Raw genomic sequence first — 18,618 nt, forward strand, 5'->3', positions numbered from 1 at the left:
CCTACTCAGGTCAGGACGCTGCACATCCGTACAGTGCTTTCTTTCACGTTACGAAGATCGCTTAATCGCAGGTGCACACCTTGTCGATGCGGTCACCTGCTCGGCACAATCCTCCACACCACGCTGCCGGCATCGTCAACCACCAGCAGCGCTCCATCGGCCGCCACCGTCACCGCCGCCGGGCGTCCCCACACGTTACGATCGTTCAGCACCATCCCGGTCATGAAGTCCTGGTACTGCCCGGTCGGCACGCCGTTTTTCATGAACACGCGCACCACCTTGTACCCGGTGCGCGTGGCGCGATTCCACGATCCGTGCAGCGCGACGAAAATGTCGCCGTCGTACTCCTTGGGGAACGCGTGTTTGGCCCCGGCTGGCGCCTGGTACACGACCATGCCCAGCGGCGCGGAATGTGCCTGCAGCAGCAGGTCCGGCACGATCACCTTGTCCTTCAGGTCCGGACGGATGCCCTTCAGGCGCGGGTCCTCGTGATCGCCGATGTAGTACCACGGCCAGCCGTAGAAGCCTCCCTTCTTCACCCGGGTCACGTAATCCGGCGGCAGGTTGTCGCCCAGCTCGTCGCGCTCGTTCACGCTGCACATCGCGTCTCCGGTGCCCGGATAGACGAGCAGCCCCACGCAGTTGCGCAGGCCAGTGGCAAAGGTGCGGCGGTTGCTGCCGTCCGGGTCAAACGCAAGCACGAGCGCGCGATCGGTCTCTTCGCCCCAGGCGGCGCCCAGACCGTACTTGGCTTCCCACTTCGCCAGCGCCTCGGGCGATTTGGGGCCGATAGCGGTGGCGACGTTGGTGGCCGAGCCGATCGAAACCAGCATCGTCTTGTCGTCGTTTGAAAAGACCAGGGTGCGCGTGGTGTGTCCGCCGCTGGTGTCCGCCAGTTTCGCCACCACGGTTTCCGGCTCGCCGCGCGCCTTCAGGTCGCCGACCGCATACGGGATGCGCACGACCGAATTGACGTTGGCGACGTACAGGTATTTCGGGTTCGCGCCCGATGGGTAGAAAGCCATGCCATAGGGACGATCCAGCCCGGTGGCAAATACGCTGACGGTATCGGCGGTTTCGCCGTTGATTGATCGCAGCACGGTGATCTGGCCCTTGCCCGGCTGGGACAGGAAGATGTCGCCGTTTGGCGCGCGCAGCGGCAGGCGGGCCTTTTCGGTGTCGCTGGCGAAGATGCCGACCTTGAAGCCGGCCGGGACTTGCGGCAGCGCGCCCTCGGGGCGGGCCACGACCTTGGGTCCGTTGCCGGCGGTCGCGCTTGCATAGGGCGGCGGCATGTCGGCCACGGTCAGCCGGTGCAGGTCGCCCGGTTTGTCTTCGTTCCAGCCGTCGGCACTGCCGGCATTGGCGCTGGCAGGCGCCGCTGCGGTGCTCTTGCCTTGAAGCGTGGCGAGATGCTCGATCACCGCAGCTCGCTGGGACTTGTCGGCGAGCGCGACCGGCATCGTGGTGCCGGGGACCGACTTGGACGGATCGCTCAGGAAGACGTTGAGTTCTTCGCGTGTCCAGGTCTTGCCGGCAGCGCCGGCGCGGACCATGGCTCCGGTGTAGTTGTAGTTGGGGAGCGCGCCAGCCTTGCGGCCAACCACGTTGAACAGGCCAGGACCGGAGCGCGAGGATAAGCTCGGGTCCACCGTGTGGCAGCTGGCGCAGTTCTGGTCGAAGTAGGCTTTGCCGTTGCTGGGCGCGGCTTGGGCGTAGCTTGCCGCTGACAGCAAGGCTGCCAGCACGGCAGGGACAATCAGGGGTTTGCGGTGCATTGTTCTCTCCTCGTTTTGTGCTATGCCTCGCTTACGCTTGTGGCGCTGTTGCGTGTGCCGTTAACTGTGCGCTTGGTCCGCGTGGGTGAGTCGGGCTAAATGCCCGACGAACGGGTGCCCACCCTACGGGATGCGCTGCTGGTCTTAGTCCAACATCAATACCGGGTAGCGGCGCCATTCGGGTTCGCGGTAGCGTGCGCAGTTCGCGAACAGGAAGTCGAGCACCGCCGACTGGTCTTTCAGGAGCGACGGATTGGCGGCCTTCCATGCGTCGAACTTCGCGGCCAGTTCGGGTTCTTCGGCCAGCAGCTTTTCAGCCTCGTCCTCGAACACGTAGTCGGAATACGCTTCTTTTTTCTCCAGCACGCTGTTGAAGAAACCCCAGCGGAAGAAGCTGTCGTGCGCCTGCGGTTCCAGTGTCTCGACCGCGTAGCGGGCGTTGTCCTGGTCCAGCGGAACGATGTAGTCACCCACACCCAGCTTGACCTGTCCGCGGCGCTTTTCGAGCTGGACGTCGTCGTGGAACATGTGTCCCTCGTATGCGTTCGGCCGGGAGCATACCTCCGCGATGTGGTAATACGATGCTTCCACCACGCGCTCGCTGTCCACGCGCTCCATCTGCACGCCGTTCCACTGCAGGCGTTCGATCACTTCGCGCCAGGCCTGCGGCACCACATAGGCGCGTGGCGCCTGGACCGTGATATCGGCCGGGAAGCTGTTGTAGTAGGCGATGTCGCGTTCCCACGGGCTGGTGCGGTCGTACCACAGCCGGGTGTAATCTCCCAGCGCGCTCGGCTTGTATTTGGCTTCGTAACCCTTGAAGCGGAAGCTCGACGGGTTCGCTTCGTCCATCTCCCAGTGGATCGGCCATTCGCGGCGCGTGCGTCCTTCCTCTTTCGCCGCGCGGCGCAGCGACTGGATCTTGTCGGCGTTCGCAATCGTGAAGTCGAGCGCGGTCTCCACCAGTGCGCGCATCGAGTGGTAGCGGTCGGCGAAGGGCTTGAGCATGTGCGTCTCGGGCATGAAGCCGATCGTGTTGTGCAAGGCCGCGTAGCCGGTCGAGAAGCGCGCGGTCTCGAGGAATTCGGCGATGCCGTGGTCCGGGCTGTCCTTGACCGGGTTCACGTACGGGCAGGTCGGCCAGCCGCGCTTTTCCATGTCAACGTACATCTGCGGCACCATGGTCTCGCGGAGGAACTGGCCCAGGCCGCCGCCCAGCTTGTCCGCCTGGGTATGGATCAGCGTCATGGTGTAGCTGTAGTCGGCGCCGTTGGACGTGTGGGTGTCGACCATCACGTCCGGGTCCCATTCGGTGAACAGCTTGTTGAAGACCCCTGCTGTGAGCGTGTCGCACTTGATGAAGTCGCGGTTCAGGTCGAGGTGGCGGCTGTTGCCGCGAAAGCCGAACTGTTCCGGCCCATCCTGGTTCACGCGCGAGGTGTTGTTTCGATTGAGGCTGCCATCCACGTTGTAGAGCGGGACGAACAGGAACACGGTCTTGCCCAGCGCAGCCAGGCGCGCGGGTTCGTGGCAGAAGTCGCGCACCAGCGCCATGCAGGCGTCCACGCCTTCCGGCTCGCCCGGGTGAATGCCGTTATTGTTGAAGAAGACCGGGCGTTGGGTGCGCTTGATCTCGTCGCGGTCGAACACGCCGTCGCTGCTCACCACGCCGGCATGGATGGGCACACCCGCATCGGAAGTGCCGATGCGCCAAAAGCGCAGCACCTTGGGGAAGCGCTGCGCCAGGTCTTCGTACCAAGCGATGCAGTCATGCCAGGTGGTGGTCTGGTTCTGGTTGCCCTTCTCGAAAGGCGTGGAAAGTGTGTTGGACATGGAGGTATTCAATAGGTTAAAGCCAAGAACGCTACGATACCGCAGAAGCGCCCGGCAGTGGCAGCGCAATCGCCACCAGTGTGCCCTTGTCCGGACTGGAGCACACGTTAACCGTGCCGTGCAGGGCGTAGGCACGCTCGCGCATGCCGATGATGCCGATCCCTTCCGACGCGCTGGCCGGGTCGAAGCCGAGACCGTCGTCCTCCACTTCGATGTGCAGCATTTGCTCGTCCAGTGTCAGGTTCACCCGTGCGAAGCTGGCCTGGGCGTGCTTCATCACGTTCGACAGCGCCTCCTGAACGATGCGGTAGGCCGAAATCGCGAGTTCGTTTTCGAGCTGCGAAAAGTCGCCCGTCGACGTGAATTCGAAGCGGCAGCCGGAACCGCTGTCGTAATGGCGCACCATCTCCTCGACCGCGCCGTGCAGGCCCAGCATGTCCAGCACCTCCGGGCGCAGGCGGCGCACCAGCCGGCGCCCGCTCGCGTACAGGTCGAGCGCGCGCTTGGTGATCGATTGCGCCTTCTGGCGAATCTCCTCGACCGCCGGCCCCGGCTCGGCCTTGGCGGCCAGTTGGCCGATGCTCTGCGCTTCCAGCCGCACGGCGATCAGCGACGCATTGAGCTCGTCGTGGATTTCGATGGCGATGCCCTTGCGCTCATCCTCGATGATGCTGTTGACCTTCTGGATCAGCTTGCGCTTGTCGGCGTCGGCGCGCAGCGCTTCGTTGCGCGATGCGACCAGGTCACGCGTGCGCTCCGCCACCTTGTTCTCGAGGTCCTTCTTCGATTCGTCGAGCGCCACCGACATTTCGCCGATCGACGCCTGCAGTTCGCCCACTTCGCCGCCGGTCGTCACCGGCAGGTGCACGCGGTAGTCGCCGCCGCGGATTTGGCGCAGCGCGCCGATCGCCTCCCGCAGCGGCTGCGAGAGCGAACGCGCCAGCACGAAGCCGAGCGCGCCGCTTGCCGCCAGCGCCAGCGCCGCCATCGCCAGCGTCACGCGAAAGCGCTGCCCTTGCTTGGCCAGCAGGTTCGATGGCGACATCGTGACCCGCACCCAGCCGACCACCTCAGTGGTGAGCGTGGGCGGCCGGGTATCGGCCGGAGCCGACACGTGCGGCGTGCCGTTGTCGGAGAAGAGGTTGATCCACACCACCTGCTTCTTGATCGGCGCCTCGTAGTAATACGGCTCGGCAGCCATCGCATTTTCAGAGCGCACCGAGACCGCGTTCCTGCCGCTGGCGTCGACCACGTCGATGCGATAGATGCTCTTGTCCGATTGGACCAGGCCATTGATGGTCAGCCGCAGGTCCGACAGGTTGCCCGAGATGACGTTGTACTCGCTGGTTTCGGACAGCGCGCGGGCGAGGATGCGTCCGCGCTCGGCCAGTTCCTCCGCCACCTGGGCACGGTGCGAGTACCACGAGTACCAGACAAAAGAACTGAACAGGAACACTACGGGCAGCATGGTGATGAACGCCATGCGCAGGCCGATGCTCCAACCTCGCCAGAAGCGCAGGTTCTTCATGGCTGTCGGCTTGGGACGGGACGCGCGAACCGGCGCGCTTCATCGCTCACCGTCAGCTCGAGCGAGCGCGCCACGCCCTCGTTGACGATGGTGCGGAAGTAGCGCGGGAACTGGGGCGGCGGCAGCTGGCCGGATGCGACGAATTCGCCTGCCATTTCGGCCACCTGCGTGTTGATTTCCTCAACCTCCGAGTAGGTGGTCGCGAGCGCGCCGGCCCTGACCATGTCGGCCGAAAAGCCGATCACGCCCTGCTTGTGGCGGTAGGTCGATAGCAGGATGTTGCGGATGTTCTCCGGGTTGTAGATGTCGCTGTCGGGCAGCGCCAGCAGCACCTCGGTCTGTGCGATGCGGTTCAGGATGCGATTGATGTCGTCGCCCGCCGCGTAGTCCTCCACCTCGAGCGGGCCCGCCAGCACGGGCTTCAAGAAAGCGGTATCCGAGCCGAGAATGGCCGCCACACGCACCGGCCGCCGGTACAGCAACGACACCAGCCGCAGCTGGTCCGAGGGCGCGGGCTCGGCGTACACCGCCGTCATCGAATTGGCCTGCTGCGTGGGCAGTGCGGACTGGATCGTGTGCCACACCTGGCTCGACGTGAAGGCCGAGATCACCGCGCAGTCGCACCGCCGCTCGGCCACTTCGCGCAACGCCGCAGGCCCGATCGCCAGGTAGAGCATGCGCCGCTTTTGCGCCAGCTCGGTGCGAAACCCCGCAAATATCGGCACCAGCCGCTTGTACAGGTCATCGGCGATCCTGCGCGTGACCGCGCTGTCGTCCGCCGTCACGATCTGGAAGCGGAAGCCCCTGACCTCGTCCGCGCGCGGTGCGGCGGCAGCCAGCGCAGGCGCCAGGGCAAGCGCAAGAAGCATGCATCGGCCAAGTCGCCGCATGCGCGTAACTTACGGCTCGATCAGGCCGTGCTTGACGGCCAGGCGGGTGATGTAGGCCTGCCGGTGCACGCCCAGCTTTTCCTTGACCGACTGGCTTATGTTACTGATGGTCTTGGTCGACAGGTTGAGCTTTTCGGCGATTTCCGCGTTGGTCAGGCCCTCGGCCATCAGCTTGAATATCTCCAGCCCGCGCTCATCCAACTGGGACTGTGGCGAAACGTCGCCGCGCACCGCCAGGCTCGCGAGCCGCGCGGCGATCGGCGGCAGGAAATACAGCTTGCCTTCGTGTGCGTCGCGCACCGCCGTCGCCAGGTCGGCCGGGTCACAGTCCTTGGTCACGAAAGCGTGCGCGCCCAGGCGATAGGTTTCCTTAATCAGGCTGTCCTGGTCGAACTGGCTGAGGAATACGACCTTCGCCCGAGGATCGGACTTGAGGATGTCCTGCGCGGCGTCCAGGCCCGTGAGCTCGGTGCCAAAGCGGATGTCCAGCACCACCACGTCGGGGCGGGTCTCGGCATACATCGCATGCGCCTCGCTCGGGGTCTTGGCCTGGCCAACCACTTCCATGCCTGCTTCTTCCAGCGACATGGCGAACCCCGTCATGACGATCGGATGATCGTCGGCCAGCATCACGCGGATTTTTCTTTGCTCTTTCGCCACATTCCTCTCCTCGTTCAACTCCGCGCTTACATTCGCTTACCAATCTCTGGCAGCTATGTGTGCCATCACACGGAAGCATTCCCGTGCACGGGATGATTATTTCATACAAAGAGCCGTAGCGCGAGTGGCCTCGCCGCCCAGGCACCCGGCCATATCAGCCGGAGCAGACGCACCGATGGAATCAATCTTTGCGAAGAAAATGCTTTTCAAAATACTACGAGATGGTATAAATTAGTTCCATACGAAAGACATTGCAGTTCATTCCGAAGGTAAAACGCTCCGATCCGGCAGCAGGCCACGAGCAAAACAACAAGGAGAGAACACCATGCATTTCTCACATGTGAACCATGCTGGTGCCAACAAGGCCAGCAAATTCGCGCTTGTCGCGGGTATCCACCTGGCGGTCGGCGTGGCCTTCGTCCACAGCCTCAATACGCGGCACATTTCGCTGCCGAAGATGGAGGACTTGATGGTGACGCTCGTTCCCGAGCTCACGCCACCGCCGCCGCCACCGCCGCCGCCCGAACCGCCCCGGCCCATGCCGCGAGTCGCACCGCCCCAGATCGTGGTGCCCCAGGTGGAAGTCGAAGTGCCGCCACCGGTCGAGCAGCCGGTGGTCCAGGCCACCACCGTGCCCGATCCGAATCCTGCTCCCGTCGCGCAGACGCAGGTGGAAGCGCCGCCTGCCGCCCAACCTTCACCCAACACCGGTGTGATGCGCACCGCGGTGCTGGCCGATACCAATAGCTGCGCCACGCCTGCCTACCCGGCCAGTTCGCTGCGCAACGGCGACACCGGCACCGTGACGCTCGCCCTGATGGTGGGCGCAGACGGCAAGGTGACCGGATCGCGCATCCAGAAATCGAGCGGCCACCGCGAATTGGACAAGGCCGCTATCAATGCCCTGAGCCTGTGCCGCTTCAAGCCGGCGATGAACAACGGCGTGGCCGAAGCCGGCTGGGCGCAGATCGCCTACGACTGGAAGCTCGAAGATTAAGCCTTGGACCTTCCCCTCTTTTGCCCGCCCGTCCTCAGCCTGGCGGGTTTTTTTTCGATTCAAGGAGGTGCGACCACACCCGCATTGACCACCACATAAAAAAACGCCACGGCGCGTCCCGTAGGGTGTGCAGCTTTGCTGCGCACGCGGATCGGGAGCACCGTTAGCAGTTCAGCCAACAGGCCCACGACAACAAGGAGAGAGAATGAAAAAAAAGTGGTTGGCCGCACTCTTGGTTGCGCCGGTGCTCGCGGCCACGCTGGCGCTCGTGTTCACGTACACACGAAGTCACGGCCGGGCAGGCAGCAACACGATCGACATCGCCGAACGCCGCCAGGTGATCGCGACGCTGAACGACCAAATCAGCAGGCATTACGTCTTCGCCGACAAGGCGCAGCAAATTGCGTCCCTGCTGCGCGAGCGCGAGAAAGATTACGACCGCATAGGGGACGCGCAAACCTTGGCCCGAGTGCTCAACGACGACATGGCGTCGATTGCGCACGACGTGAACCTCAAGGTGACATACAGTCCACCCGGGCAGACACCGGAATGGCTTGAGCCGCTGGCGCGCTGGTTCAAGCCCGGCGCGGTGGCGAAGGCGGAGCTGCTCCCGCCTGACATCGGCTACCTCGAGATCGCCGAGTTCATGCCCCCAGAGCTGGCGGCGCGGGAATATGCGCAGGCGCTGGACAAGCTCAAACGCACCAACGCGATCATTGTCGACCTGCGCCGCAACGCGGGCGGCTCGCGCGAGGCCGCGCGCCTGCTTGCCAGCTACTTTGTCGACCGCCCGCTTCCGCTCAACGAAGCGCACTACCGCGACCACATCGAGCGACCGTGGACGGTGCGCAGGCTGGGCGCCCGGCCGCACCTGGGCGAGATGTACGTGCTGACCAGCGGCGAGACCAAGGCTGCGGCCGAGGACTTCGCGTACACGATGCAAGCCATGAAACGCGCCTCGATCGTGGGCGAACAAACGCGTGGCGGAGCCAACCTGGCAGACACATTCCGGCTTGGCCCGTGCTTCGTGGCGTCGATACCGCGGGCCCGGCTGGTCAGCCCGGTCACGCACGCCAATTGGGAAGGTGTCGGGGTGCGACCCGACATTCCGGCGCCGTCCAAGGAGGCGCTGCGAACGATCAGGCGCCGCATCCTGACCGACCGGCTGGCCCACGCCAGCAATGCCTTTGGCTACATCGAACTGAGAAAAATGCTGTCGGAGCTGTAGCCGTCCGCCGACAAAAACAAGAATTATTAAAGAGAGACTTCCATGCATCCTCATCAGACTAAGCCGCAGCAATCCGGCCTGGCCGGCATCGTCGCGGCCGTGCTCGCGCTTGCGGCGCTGGCCTGGTTTGCGCTCGGCGGCACCCCGGCGCTCCCGACGCCAAAGCCCCGCAACGCGCCATCAGAACAGTTTTCCGCCATGCGTGCGTTCGCGCACGTGCAGGCACTGGCGCGCACGCCGCGGCCAATCGCAACCCGTGCAAACGCCGATGCGCGCAACTACCTGATCGAGCGTCTGCGCGTCTATGGCCTGGAACCACAGGTGCAGACCACCACCGTCCAGAAGGAGTCGATGGACCCGATGGAAAACGTCCATGTGACACTCGCCGTCGTACACAACGTGCTGGTGCGACTTCCCGGCACCGCAAGCGGTCCCAAACGTCCCCCGGCCGTCCTGCTTGCAAGCCACTACGACAGCGGCAATGACACGCAGGGCGCAGCCAATGGCGCGGCATCGGCGGCGGCGATGCTGGAAACGATTCGCGTGCTACGCGCCGGCCCGCCGCTGCAGCACGACGTCATCTTCCTGTTCGCCGACGGCGAGCAAGTCGGCGAGCTCGGTACACAGGCATTCGTCGAACAGCATCCGTGGGCACATGACGTCGGTTTAGTGCTCAAGTTCGACAACATCGGCAACCGTGGCCCGCTGGTCCTGTATGACGTTTTCAAAGCGGATAGCAATGTGATCTCCGGCTGGGCGAAGGCAGCGAAAGGTGTGCGTGGTTCGGCGGTGATGTCCGAGGCCTACAGACTGATGTGGAACCGGGTGCCGGCCGGTCCACTCGCGCGGCTGCATACGCCCCTGCTCCAGTTCGCGACGCTTGACGGCGACCGCGGGCCGCACGACACGCCTGAACGCCTTGACCTGGCCACCCTGCAGCATGAGGGCGACGCCATGCTCGGCCTGGTGCGCCACTTTGGCCAGCAGGCGCTGGTGCACGAGACGCAGGCAGATCGCGTTTATTTCGAACTGCCGCACCTGGGCATTGTGCACTACCCGGTTACGCTGGTATGGCCATTCACACGACTGGCCTGCCTGCTGCTGTTTGGCGTGTGCTGCCTGGCGGCCCAGCGCCAGGACGTGGCGCTGATCGATATCGTGAAAGGCACATTCGGCTGCGCCGCCATCGCCGTTACACCGGCGGCCACGGCCTGGCTTTTGTGGCATAACGGTTTTCGCCAATTGGTGTCGGGCGACTGGGATGGCACGCGCCTCTGCGCGATTGCGCTCCTTGGCGGCGCGCTGTTCATCCTGGCACTGCGGCGTCTGCAACGGGCAGTTGGCTGGCCGGCATGCGTGCTCGGTGCGATGATCTGCGCTGGCGCCGCACTGGTCGCCATCAGCTGGTCGATGCCTGTCACCACGTACGTGCTGCTGTGGCCACTGCTTGGGGCATTGACCGCATACGCCGCCCTGCTCTCGCGGCGTGTGGCCGCACTGCCAGCGGCCAGGCTGCCGGTGCTGCTGGCCGGAGCCGCGCCCGGCGTGCTGCTGCTCCTTCCGCTGGCGCGCGACATTTTCGTCCCATTCTCGCTCGCGCGCACGAACCTGGCACTGGCGCTGCTCGCGCTGATGTTCTGCCTCTCCATTCCCCTGTTCGTCCAGATCGCGCGGCGCTTCGCGGTGCGCGGCCTGGCCATCGCAGGCCTTGTCCTGCTCGGCACGGCAAACCCCGCGCTGCCCGAACCGGGGGAACGCCCGATTGCCAGCCCGCTGGTCTACTACAAGGACATGCAGACCTGGCGCTCCTGGTGGCTGGCGCCGCCGCAGCCACTGGACGACTTCACGCGTTCGATCTTCCCCAACCTGCCCGCGCCGCGCCGCCACGTTGACGTGTTCGGATGGGACAGCGACGACCTGTGGTACTCGGCCGCGCCACGCAATGACGGTCTCGCCTTCCCGCTTACGGTGATGCTCAAGAACGAGGAAGAGCCGCGTCTGGCCGAGTTCACGGTCACCTCAAAGAACCGCGCGCCGCACATCGAGATGTGGGTCGATAAGGCCAAGATCAACTACGCCAGCGTCAACGGCCGGACGCTGACCAATAAGACGAGCCGCAGTTGGTCGATGTCGCTGTACGGGATGGAAGACCAGCTTCTGCGCTTTGCGCTGCGTGTCGCGCCCCACGCCACCTTTTACGTGCATGTGGAAGAACGGATTCCCGGCCTGCCCGAACATGCGCTGCCCGAACGGCCACACACGGCCCGGCCGGTTGTGCCGATGACCGGCACCACGGTCGCCGCCGATACCCTATTGTTCCGAGGTTTGAAATAAAATGACCGGCGCACCCAGCAGTGCGTCCACTAACAACCATCATCAGGATTCCATGCACAAGATCGTATCCTCCCTTGCCGCCACCGTCCTGGCCAGCAGCCTGGCACTGGCCTATCCGGCATACGCAGCCGGCAAATCCGTTGGCCCCGTGGTCCAGGAAGCGCCGCTGCGCGGCCACATCGCCTTCCTTTCCTCCGACGTGCTCGAAGGCCGCGGCACCGGCCAGCGTGGTGGTGACCTGACCGTCACCTACCTCGAGAACCAGGCGCTGGCCGTGGGCCTGAAGCCGGCCAACGGCAGCAGCTTCCGCCAGCCGGTGAAGATCGCCGGCGTCAAATCGGCCCCCGGCGAGAGCAGCGTTGCGATCACCGTGAACGGCACCGCGCTGCCGCTCACCTTCGGCAAGGACTGGGTGTGGGCGCCGGGCGACGCCAAGCCGGTACACAGCATGGATCACGAACTGGTGTTCGTCGGCTACGGCATCACCGCGCCGGAAGAAGGCGGCTGGGACGACTACAAGGGCCTGGACTGCAAGGACAAGGTGCTGGTCATGCTGGTCAACGACCCGCCGCCGACCGCCGCGGAGCCGAACCGCTTCAACGGCGCGGGCCTCACCTACTACGGCCGCTGGACCTACAAATTCGAAGAAGCCGCCCGCCACGGCGCTGCCGGCGTGCTGCTGATCCACACCGACGCCTCGGCCTCGTACGGCTGGAGCGTGGTGCAGAACAGCTGGATGGCCGAGCGCTTCCAGCTGGCCGACGGCGATCTCGAACCAGGCATGGAAGGCTGGATGACCGATGCCACCGCACGCGCACTGTTCAGCGCCGCAGGCCAGGACCTGGACAAACTGCGCGCGGCTGCGGAAGACAAATCGTTCAAGCCAGTGCCGCTGGGCGCGCGCGTGCAGGGCGAAACCCGTGCCGCGGTGCGCACGATCGATCAGTACAATGTGGCCGGCATCGTTCCGGGCACCGACCCCAAGCTCAAGGACGAGCTGGTGATCTACAGCGCGCACTGGGACCACCTGGGCAAGCAGGGCGACGGCGCGGACAACATCTACAACGGCGCGGTGGACAACGCCTCCGGCACCGCCGCCCTGCTGGCGATGGCCGAAGTGGCAGTGCGCCAGCCGGCCAAGCGCACCCAAATGTTCCTGTGGGTCGCGGCCGAAGAACAAGGTTTGCTGGGCAGCAGCGCCTACGCCAGCAAGCCGCTGTGGCCGCTCGAAAAGACCGCCGCCAACCTGAACCTCGACAGCCTGAACTGGATCGGCGCCGCCCGCGACATCGGCACCCAGGGCAGCGAGCGCACCGACCTGGGCGCAATCGCCGCGGCCACCGCCAAGTCGATGGGCCTGCAGATTGCCGCAGCCAAGCCGGATCTGTCCGGCGGCTACTTCCGCAGCGACCACTTCTCGTTTGCCAAAGTTGGCATTCCGGCGTTCTCGATCCACGGCGGCAGCGACTGGATCAAGGACCCGGAAGGCTCGAAGGAGAAGGCCAAGAGCTATCGCGCGCGCTACCACCAGGTGAACGACGAATACGACCCGAGCTGGGACATGGCGGGCATGGTGCAGCAGGCGCAGTTCACGCTGAACCTGGGCCAGGCGGTGGCGAACGCGCCGAAGATGCCGGCGTGGAAAGCGGGCGACCCGTTCGGCAAGGCGCGCGAAGCCGCACGCCGATAAAAAGATGAGCGACCGGCGGGGATGCGTGCGCGCATGGTGGGCGCACGCATCCCGTCGGCGCTGATCGTCCGCGATAGACTCGCGGGACGCGCACTATGCGCATGAACGCCGTAGGGTGCGCACCTGTGCGCACGCGGTCACGGCGTGCTGACTTGCGGCTGCCGCTCCGTAACGCCACGTTCGCGAACCGCGTGCGCACAGGTGCTCGGCGGCCCCGCGCACCCTACAGCCTTCGCTCGGCGCCCCAGGTTCAACATACCGCGCCATCGTTGTAAAACTGGTGCCAGCTTTGATCCCTCTCATAAGCCCCACCCTGCCCAGTGACATGCTTGGCCAGATCAGGTTATCGCCTACCCAAAGATAAGGAGAAACCGCATGCATGCCCGAAAGCAGCAGTGTTTGGTACTTGTCGGCGTGATCGCCATCGACCTGTTCATGGTGGCGCGGCACAGTTTGGCGCAGGAGCAGGTAACAGCCGACCAGATGGTCACGCAAATGGAAGACACGTACGGCGTCCATCCGGGCCAGCGCCGCAATCACACCAAGGGACTGTGCGCACTTGGCGAATGGGTCGGCTCAAAGGAAGCGGCAACGTATTCAAAATCGGCTCTGTTCTCCGGCAAAACGATTCCCGTCATCGCGCGCTTCTCGAATGCCGGCGGCTTTCCCGATGCCCCGGATACCGCAAAAAGCGCGCGCGGCATGGCGCTCGAATTCAAGCTGCCGGGAAACAAACTGCAGCACATCACCATGATCAACACGCCGATGTTTGGCGCCGCCACACCAAAGACGTTCTTCGACTTGCTGGTAGCCACGAAGCCAGACGCGTCGACCGGCAAACCCGATCCCAAAAAGGTCGCTGCCTTCAAAGCCACGCATCCGGACAATCGGGCGCAGGCCGAATTCCTGGAAAAGAATAACCCGCCCGTCAGCTATGCCAACAGCGACTATTTTGGGATCCATACCTTCAAGTTCATCAATGCGGACAACAAAACCACACTGGTGCGCTGGAAGTTCGTCCCCCAACAGGGAGAAAAACGCCTGACTGACGAGCAGATGAAAACCATGCCAGCCAACTTCCTGGCCCAGGAACTGATAGACCGGACGAAGAAAGGGCCGGTACGCTGGGACATGCTGGTGTGGATTGGCCAGCCGGGTGATCCAGAGGACAATCCGACTGTCCTGTGGCCAGCGGATCGCAAGCAGATCAAGGCCGGAACGCTCACTATCACATCAGCCATGCCGCAGAAAGGCGCGGCGTGCGAGAAGATCAATTACGATCCGCTCGTAATGGCCGAAGGGATTGAGCCGACCAACGATCCGATCCTGACGTTCCGCTCGCCGGCTTATGCCGTCTCATTCGCCAAGCGGATTCAAGGGAAATGACCAGGCAAGGCCGGGCCGCTTAATCAGACGTGCTTGTAGAAGAAGGTCGTCCCGCTCAGCTTACCGTCCGGCAGGAGCGCGTACTGAGGAACCTCGCCAACACGCGTCCAGCCAAGCCGCTCGTACAGCCGTTCGGCGTCGGCGCTCGCCGTGTCCAGTACGAGCACGCTCTTGCCTTGCTCGCGGGCCGCGTCTTCCACGGTTGCCATCAGCAGTTGCCCCACGCCAGCGCGTCGCGCACGTCGATGCACGAGCAGCTTCGCGATGTCCGCGCGGTGCGGCTGGTTTTCTGGCATCGCCGTGACCATCTGCACGGTGCCGACGATCTCGCCTTCGTCGTCTTCAGCGACGAGCAGCGTGCGCTCGCCGCGTGCAACGCCATCGGCAACACCACGCCAAAAGCTCACGGCTTTTTCTCGTGGCATCGGCAGCATGAAGCTCACCGATGCGCCCCCTTCGACAGAGTCGATCAGCACATCGGCCAGTCTCTCAATGCAAGCGGGCGCTTCATCCGCGCCAACGCGGCGGATAGTAACCTTCTTACTCATCAATTCCAGCCTACTTGCTCACGTTGAGGAATGGCACGGGGGCACCGGCATAGATGTTTTGGGGCAGCTTACCATCCCAGCGCTCAGCCTTCATGCGCTCCACCTCGATGCGGCGCAGCTCGAGTACATCCTTGTTCTGCGCAAGCGCTGCGTTCTGGATCCTGAGTGCGTCGGCTTGCGCGGTCGCCATTTTCAGGTTCGCGTAAGCCTCACCGTCCGCCTTGGCACGCAGCGCGGCAGCCTCTGCCTCGGCGATCGCCACCTTTTGCTTTTGCTCGGCCTCGACCGTCCTCAGTTTGTTTTCTGCGCCCAGGCGCAACTGCTCCTGCGTCACCTTGTCGCTGATCGCCTTCATGTAATCGCTTGAAAACGCAAAGTTGCGCATGTCGATGTTGATGACCTGCGCACCATAGATGTTCAACTTGCGGCGCAGGGCATCGGCAATATCGTTCGAAACCTGGGCGCGCTTGGCAATCAGGTCCGGCGCTGTGTAGCGCGCAGTCACCGCTTTGAAGGCCTCCTGCGTCGCAGTTTGCACGTACGAGGATAGGTTGCCGTCATGGCTGTATTTCTCGTACACCTCGGCGACGCGATTAACCGAAATGCTGTAGCGCACCGTCATGCTCACCTTGACCGGCTGGGTATCGCTGGTGCTGCCATCTGCTTCTTCGATCTTGGCCTCTTCGGCGCGAACGCTGAACAGTGCCAGCTTTTCCCAGGGAGCGAGGAGAACCAAGCCTTCATCCTGGATGCCCTTTATCGCGCCAAACTGCGTGACGACGCCGCGCGAGCCGGTTGGCACCGAACGAAATGGCCAGAACATGAAGAGCAGGAGCAATCCGACAGCGCCAATGACGAGCTTGCCGCGAGATGGCGTTCTGAAGGCTCGGGATAGTCCGTCCGTCACCGCAATGGCTTCCCCCTCAGCGCCGCGAAGTATGCCACTCATGTTTGTCTCCTTTTTTGGGAATGCGTGTTACCGCCGCAATCAACGTTGCACGGTTATTTCCATTTCACAATGTATCTCAATGTGGGACTTTTGCAACTACTTTTAGTTTTGGTCATCCCTCTTGCTGGCTGAGGCTGGCCGTGAGTCTGAACGCGCTGATCGAGAAGTCTCGAGCTTCACTCAAAGGATGACCTTACGTGCCACGGCCACGATTGTTTTGCGTTGAAACAATCTTGAAGGCATGAAAGAAAAAACGGCACCTTGAAAGGTGCCGTTTTCATTGAGGCTGAGGTGTAGGGATTACTCGCCGTCCCCATGATGCTCAGCGGCAACCTGAGCATTCTGCTTGTCTTCCATCGCCTGCAGCTCGGCGTCTCCTGGGTTACTAAGCTGCGTCCTCCTGAATCAAACTTGTGCTCCTCCCACTCCCGCTAACATACCCACCGACGTCTCGAAGTGGTCATGCTAATCGCCCTGGATGTGTGTCACCCTGACCAACTTTCCAGCCTGCAGCGCCACGACTGGGTCACTTTCTTCGCAGCTAACCGGCACATAGCCTAAGCCAACCTTATCCGGAACGGGTGTCGTTGCGTCCGCAGCTGGCGACGTTCAAAATCTCTTGACTTTTTATTTGTCAGGACTACACTAACGTTTGTCAGCACACCCTGACAACAGCCGCCTCTGAGCGGCATTTCTCTCAAAAATAGAAAACGGAGCTACCCATGGATTACCCAATTATTAAAAATATTGCTGCATTCTGGCTACATATACGATCGGGACGAAAGAGAAGACTCGCATGAAGTCACCTTTCTTTCCACCTTCAGTGATGCTGCGTAATGCCCAATCTAAACGGCGCATAAAACGCGGAGAGGAGATCACATGCCTTATGTTTTGAATACTGTATCAAACCAACGCATTAAGGTTCCTGATGCAGAATTTGAAGTGCTGACTGTGCTGGCTTCCCTAAAAAAGGAAGTGCACGGCCCAGCAATATCTCGCGCGTCAAATGGGTCCATTTCGGTCGCTGCAATTTATCAACTGCTATCGAGATTGGAGAAACGAGGTCTTGTACAAAAGCGAGAAGAGTACGTAGAAGTAGGTGATATCACCGCGAAACGCGTGCTTTATAAAGTGTACGAGACCGTAAACTTGGCTCAAAAGGGGAAACCGGATGAGGCCTTCGAAGTTGAAACAACAAGCGCCCGGCCAGCGGGTGATCCGGCTGTGCGAGAAGTCGATGTTGGTAAAGCATCTTCTCTCGCACTTCCAGCTCGAACAGCTTTCGCATGACTATTTTTTGCTTTGGCATCAAGCCGAGTCCGAACAGGATCGCAGGGAGGTGCGACAAGAGTACGAGCGCCAAGTGGCATTGGCAATCCTTGTACCATTTGGGATCCACGCTGGTGAAGCGACTGCCCTGCATTTTCTGTTCACAGGGGGGCCAGCCGTCTCCGGAGGTTTTGTGTTGTTCGCATGCGCAGTTTGGGGTCTTATGCGGCGTTTGCTCTGAGAGCTGGCGACGTATTAAGTCTGTCCGGCGGGTAGAAGACCTTCACCTCCCAGTAGGTGCGCCCCGGGGGGCGCAGCTCAAAAAAAAACGGCACCCGAAGGTGCCGTTTTTTTTGGCGCTGTCCGCGCTAAGTGTGGAAAACGCCCATCGCCGTCCGGAGGAAGACCTCCGGTGAGCTGATGCGTTGGCCGTCCAGGGCCCAACGCCAGCCGAGGTAGTTCGATAGATAATGAGTGGCAACCCCATAAAACCTGTCGAGCCAAAAGCGGAATCGGCTGTGGTAAGCGTTCACGTTCTGAACGTGTATCGCTCCCCGGACCCGCACGCCGGTACGCAAGTTGACGAACTCGTGGGAAATGCCCGCTTCACGTGCGAAATAGCGATAGGCCGCGTTCGCATCGGTGACGAGCAGCACGTCATGGTCGAGCGCAGGCGGTAGGTATTGGTGGAGCTGCGCCTTGGTTACAGGGCCTTTGCCTGTCACGAAAACGAGGGTTTGGCCGGTCCGGTCTCGGGCGATGAGAGCGCAGACTTGTTCGTCCGAGATCCCGCGCTTGGTGGCAGCGCCGCCCCGCTTACGCGGTGGGCGATCAAGCTTGCGTGCACCTTTTTCGGACTCGAGCAGATAGAGCTCATCTGCCTCTGCAATGCCATGCAAGCGCGCCGGCCGATCGTGCTTCGTCAGCGCCAAGAACCGATGGCGCCATCGAAAGCTCGTGTCCTTGTGCACCTGCACTTCCTTGGCGGCCCTGCGCACCGTCGTGGCAACCAGCATGCAGTCCAGGTAATCAAGCCATTTCGTCTTGTGCCGAAGGTGCGCTAACGGCGTGCCCGTCAGCGAGTTAAACGTCTTCGCGCAGCCGACGCATCGATATCGCTGCAGGCCGGCGACCCGGCCGTGCCGATACAGCTTGCGCGCGCCGCAGCGCGGGCAGCTCAGCCGCGCGCCGGCCGCCTGTTCAATCACCGCGGCCGTCCTTTCTTGCTTGGCTCTCTCTCCGAGTATCGCCAATACCTTTCCTCACTGTCGCTTGGTCAGCTTGTGCAGTTCGTCAACGAAATGTTCAAACTGGCGCCGCTCCATCGGGGTCTCCCGGCTCATGGTGTCGCCAGTTAGACCTCATCCATAAGGCCGAATTCAACACTTAACGCGGACAGCGCCTTTTTTTTTTGAGGTGACGACGATTACTCGCCGTCCCCATGATGCTCGGCCGGCCGCAGCCTGAGCATTCTGCTGGTCTTCCATCGCCTGCAGCTCCGCAGCCATGTTGGCCTTTTCCTGAGCCA

At 62.7% G+C, this 18,618-nt stretch carries 13 protein-coding genes and 1 pseudogene; 6 read left to right on the forward strand and 8 right to left on the reverse strand.

From position 1 onward, the window contains the following. Positions 1-92: 92 nt before the first annotated feature. From E4O92_RS17145 to E4O92_RS17165, 5 genes are all read right to left on the reverse strand, one after another. Positions 93-1,778: a PQQ-dependent sugar dehydrogenase gene (locus E4O92_RS17145; RefSeq protein WP_135190876.1), complete on the reverse strand. Its 1,686-nt coding sequence runs from the start codon at positions 1,776-1,778 to the stop codon at positions 93-95. A 144-nt stretch (positions 1,779-1,922) separates the two neighbouring features. Beyond that, entirely contained in the window at positions 1,923-3,611 is a 1,689-nt protein-coding gene (locus tag E4O92_RS17150; protein WP_135190877.1) for a M14 family zinc carboxypeptidase, read from the reverse strand. 31 nt (positions 3,612-3,642) lie between these two features. Further along, a complete protein-coding gene (locus tag E4O92_RS17155) occupies positions 3,643-5,139 on the reverse strand; it encodes a sensor histidine kinase (RefSeq protein WP_135190878.1) in 1,497 nt (498 codons plus the stop codon). After that, positions 5,136-6,008, reverse strand: a complete 873-nt coding sequence (locus tag E4O92_RS17160; protein ID WP_229483438.1) for a hypothetical protein — start codon at positions 6,006-6,008, stop codon at positions 5,136-5,138. Before E4O92_RS17160 ends, E4O92_RS17155 begins: the two co-directional genes overlap by 4 nt. A gap of 30 nt (positions 6,009-6,038) precedes the next feature. Further along, the gene (locus tag E4O92_RS17165) at positions 6,039-6,689 is read right to left on the reverse strand and encodes a response regulator (protein WP_135190880.1); all 651 of its coding nucleotides are present in this window, start codon (positions 6,687-6,689) and stop codon (positions 6,039-6,041) included. Between the two features lie 325 nt (positions 6,690-7,014). On the opposite strand from E4O92_RS17165, the gene E4O92_RS17170 reads away from it, so the two are divergent. The 5 genes from E4O92_RS17170 to E4O92_RS17190 all read left to right on the forward strand — a co-directional run bounded on the left by E4O92_RS17170 (position 7,015) and on the right by E4O92_RS17190 (position 14,324). Continuing rightward, entirely contained in the window at positions 7,015-7,686 is a 672-nt protein-coding gene (locus E4O92_RS17170; protein ID WP_135190881.1) for an energy transducer TonB, read from the forward strand. 205 nt (positions 7,687-7,891) lie between these two features. Continuing rightward, positions 7,892-8,914, forward strand: a complete 1,023-nt coding sequence (locus E4O92_RS17175; protein ID WP_135190882.1) for a S41 family peptidase — start codon at positions 7,892-7,894, stop codon at positions 8,912-8,914. Between the two features lie 42 nt (positions 8,915-8,956). Continuing rightward, on the forward strand, positions 8,957-11,248 hold the full coding sequence (locus E4O92_RS17180; protein ID WP_135190883.1) for a M28 family peptidase: 2,292 nt from the start codon (positions 8,957-8,959) through the stop codon (positions 11,246-11,248). A 52-nt stretch (positions 11,249-11,300) separates the two neighbouring features. Next, the gene (locus tag E4O92_RS17185) at positions 11,301-12,938 is read left to right on the forward strand and encodes a M28 family peptidase (protein WP_135190884.1); all 1,638 of its coding nucleotides are present in this window, start codon (positions 11,301-11,303) and stop codon (positions 12,936-12,938) included. A 375-nt stretch (positions 12,939-13,313) separates the two neighbouring features. Continuing rightward, entirely contained in the window at positions 13,314-14,324 is a 1,011-nt protein-coding gene (locus E4O92_RS17190) for a catalase family peroxidase (protein WP_229483448.1), read from the forward strand. A 23-nt stretch (positions 14,325-14,347) separates the two neighbouring features. On the opposite strand, the gene E4O92_RS17195 is transcribed toward E4O92_RS17190, so the two are convergent. After that, positions 14,348-14,872 carry a GNAT family N-acetyltransferase gene (locus tag E4O92_RS17195; RefSeq protein WP_135190885.1) on the reverse strand — a complete coding sequence of 175 codons (525 nt, stop codon included), beginning with the start codon at positions 14,870-14,872 and terminating at the stop codon, positions 14,348-14,350. 10 nt (positions 14,873-14,882) lie between these two features. Then, on the reverse strand, positions 14,883-15,821 hold the full coding sequence (locus tag E4O92_RS17200; RefSeq protein ID WP_135190886.1) for a prohibitin family protein: 939 nt from the start codon (positions 15,819-15,821) through the stop codon (positions 14,883-14,885). A gap of 879 nt (positions 15,822-16,700) precedes the next feature. Between E4O92_RS17200 and E4O92_RS17205 the strand changes: the two genes are divergently transcribed. Beyond that, the gene (locus tag E4O92_RS17205) at positions 16,701-17,111 is read left to right on the forward strand and encodes a helix-turn-helix transcriptional regulator (RefSeq protein WP_135190887.1); all 411 of its coding nucleotides are present in this window, start codon (positions 16,701-16,703) and stop codon (positions 17,109-17,111) included. 297 nt (positions 17,112-17,408) lie between these two features. Here E4O92_RS17205 and E4O92_RS17210 read toward each other — a convergent pair. Continuing rightward, positions 17,409-18,415: pseudogene (locus tag E4O92_RS17210) on the reverse strand (IS1595 family transposase). Positions 18,416-18,618 lie beyond the last annotated feature (203 nt).

Source organism: Massilia horti, from assembly GCF_004614195.1.
GTDB classification, from domain to species: Bacteria; Pseudomonadota; Gammaproteobacteria; order Burkholderiales; family Burkholderiaceae_D; genus Telluria; species Telluria horti.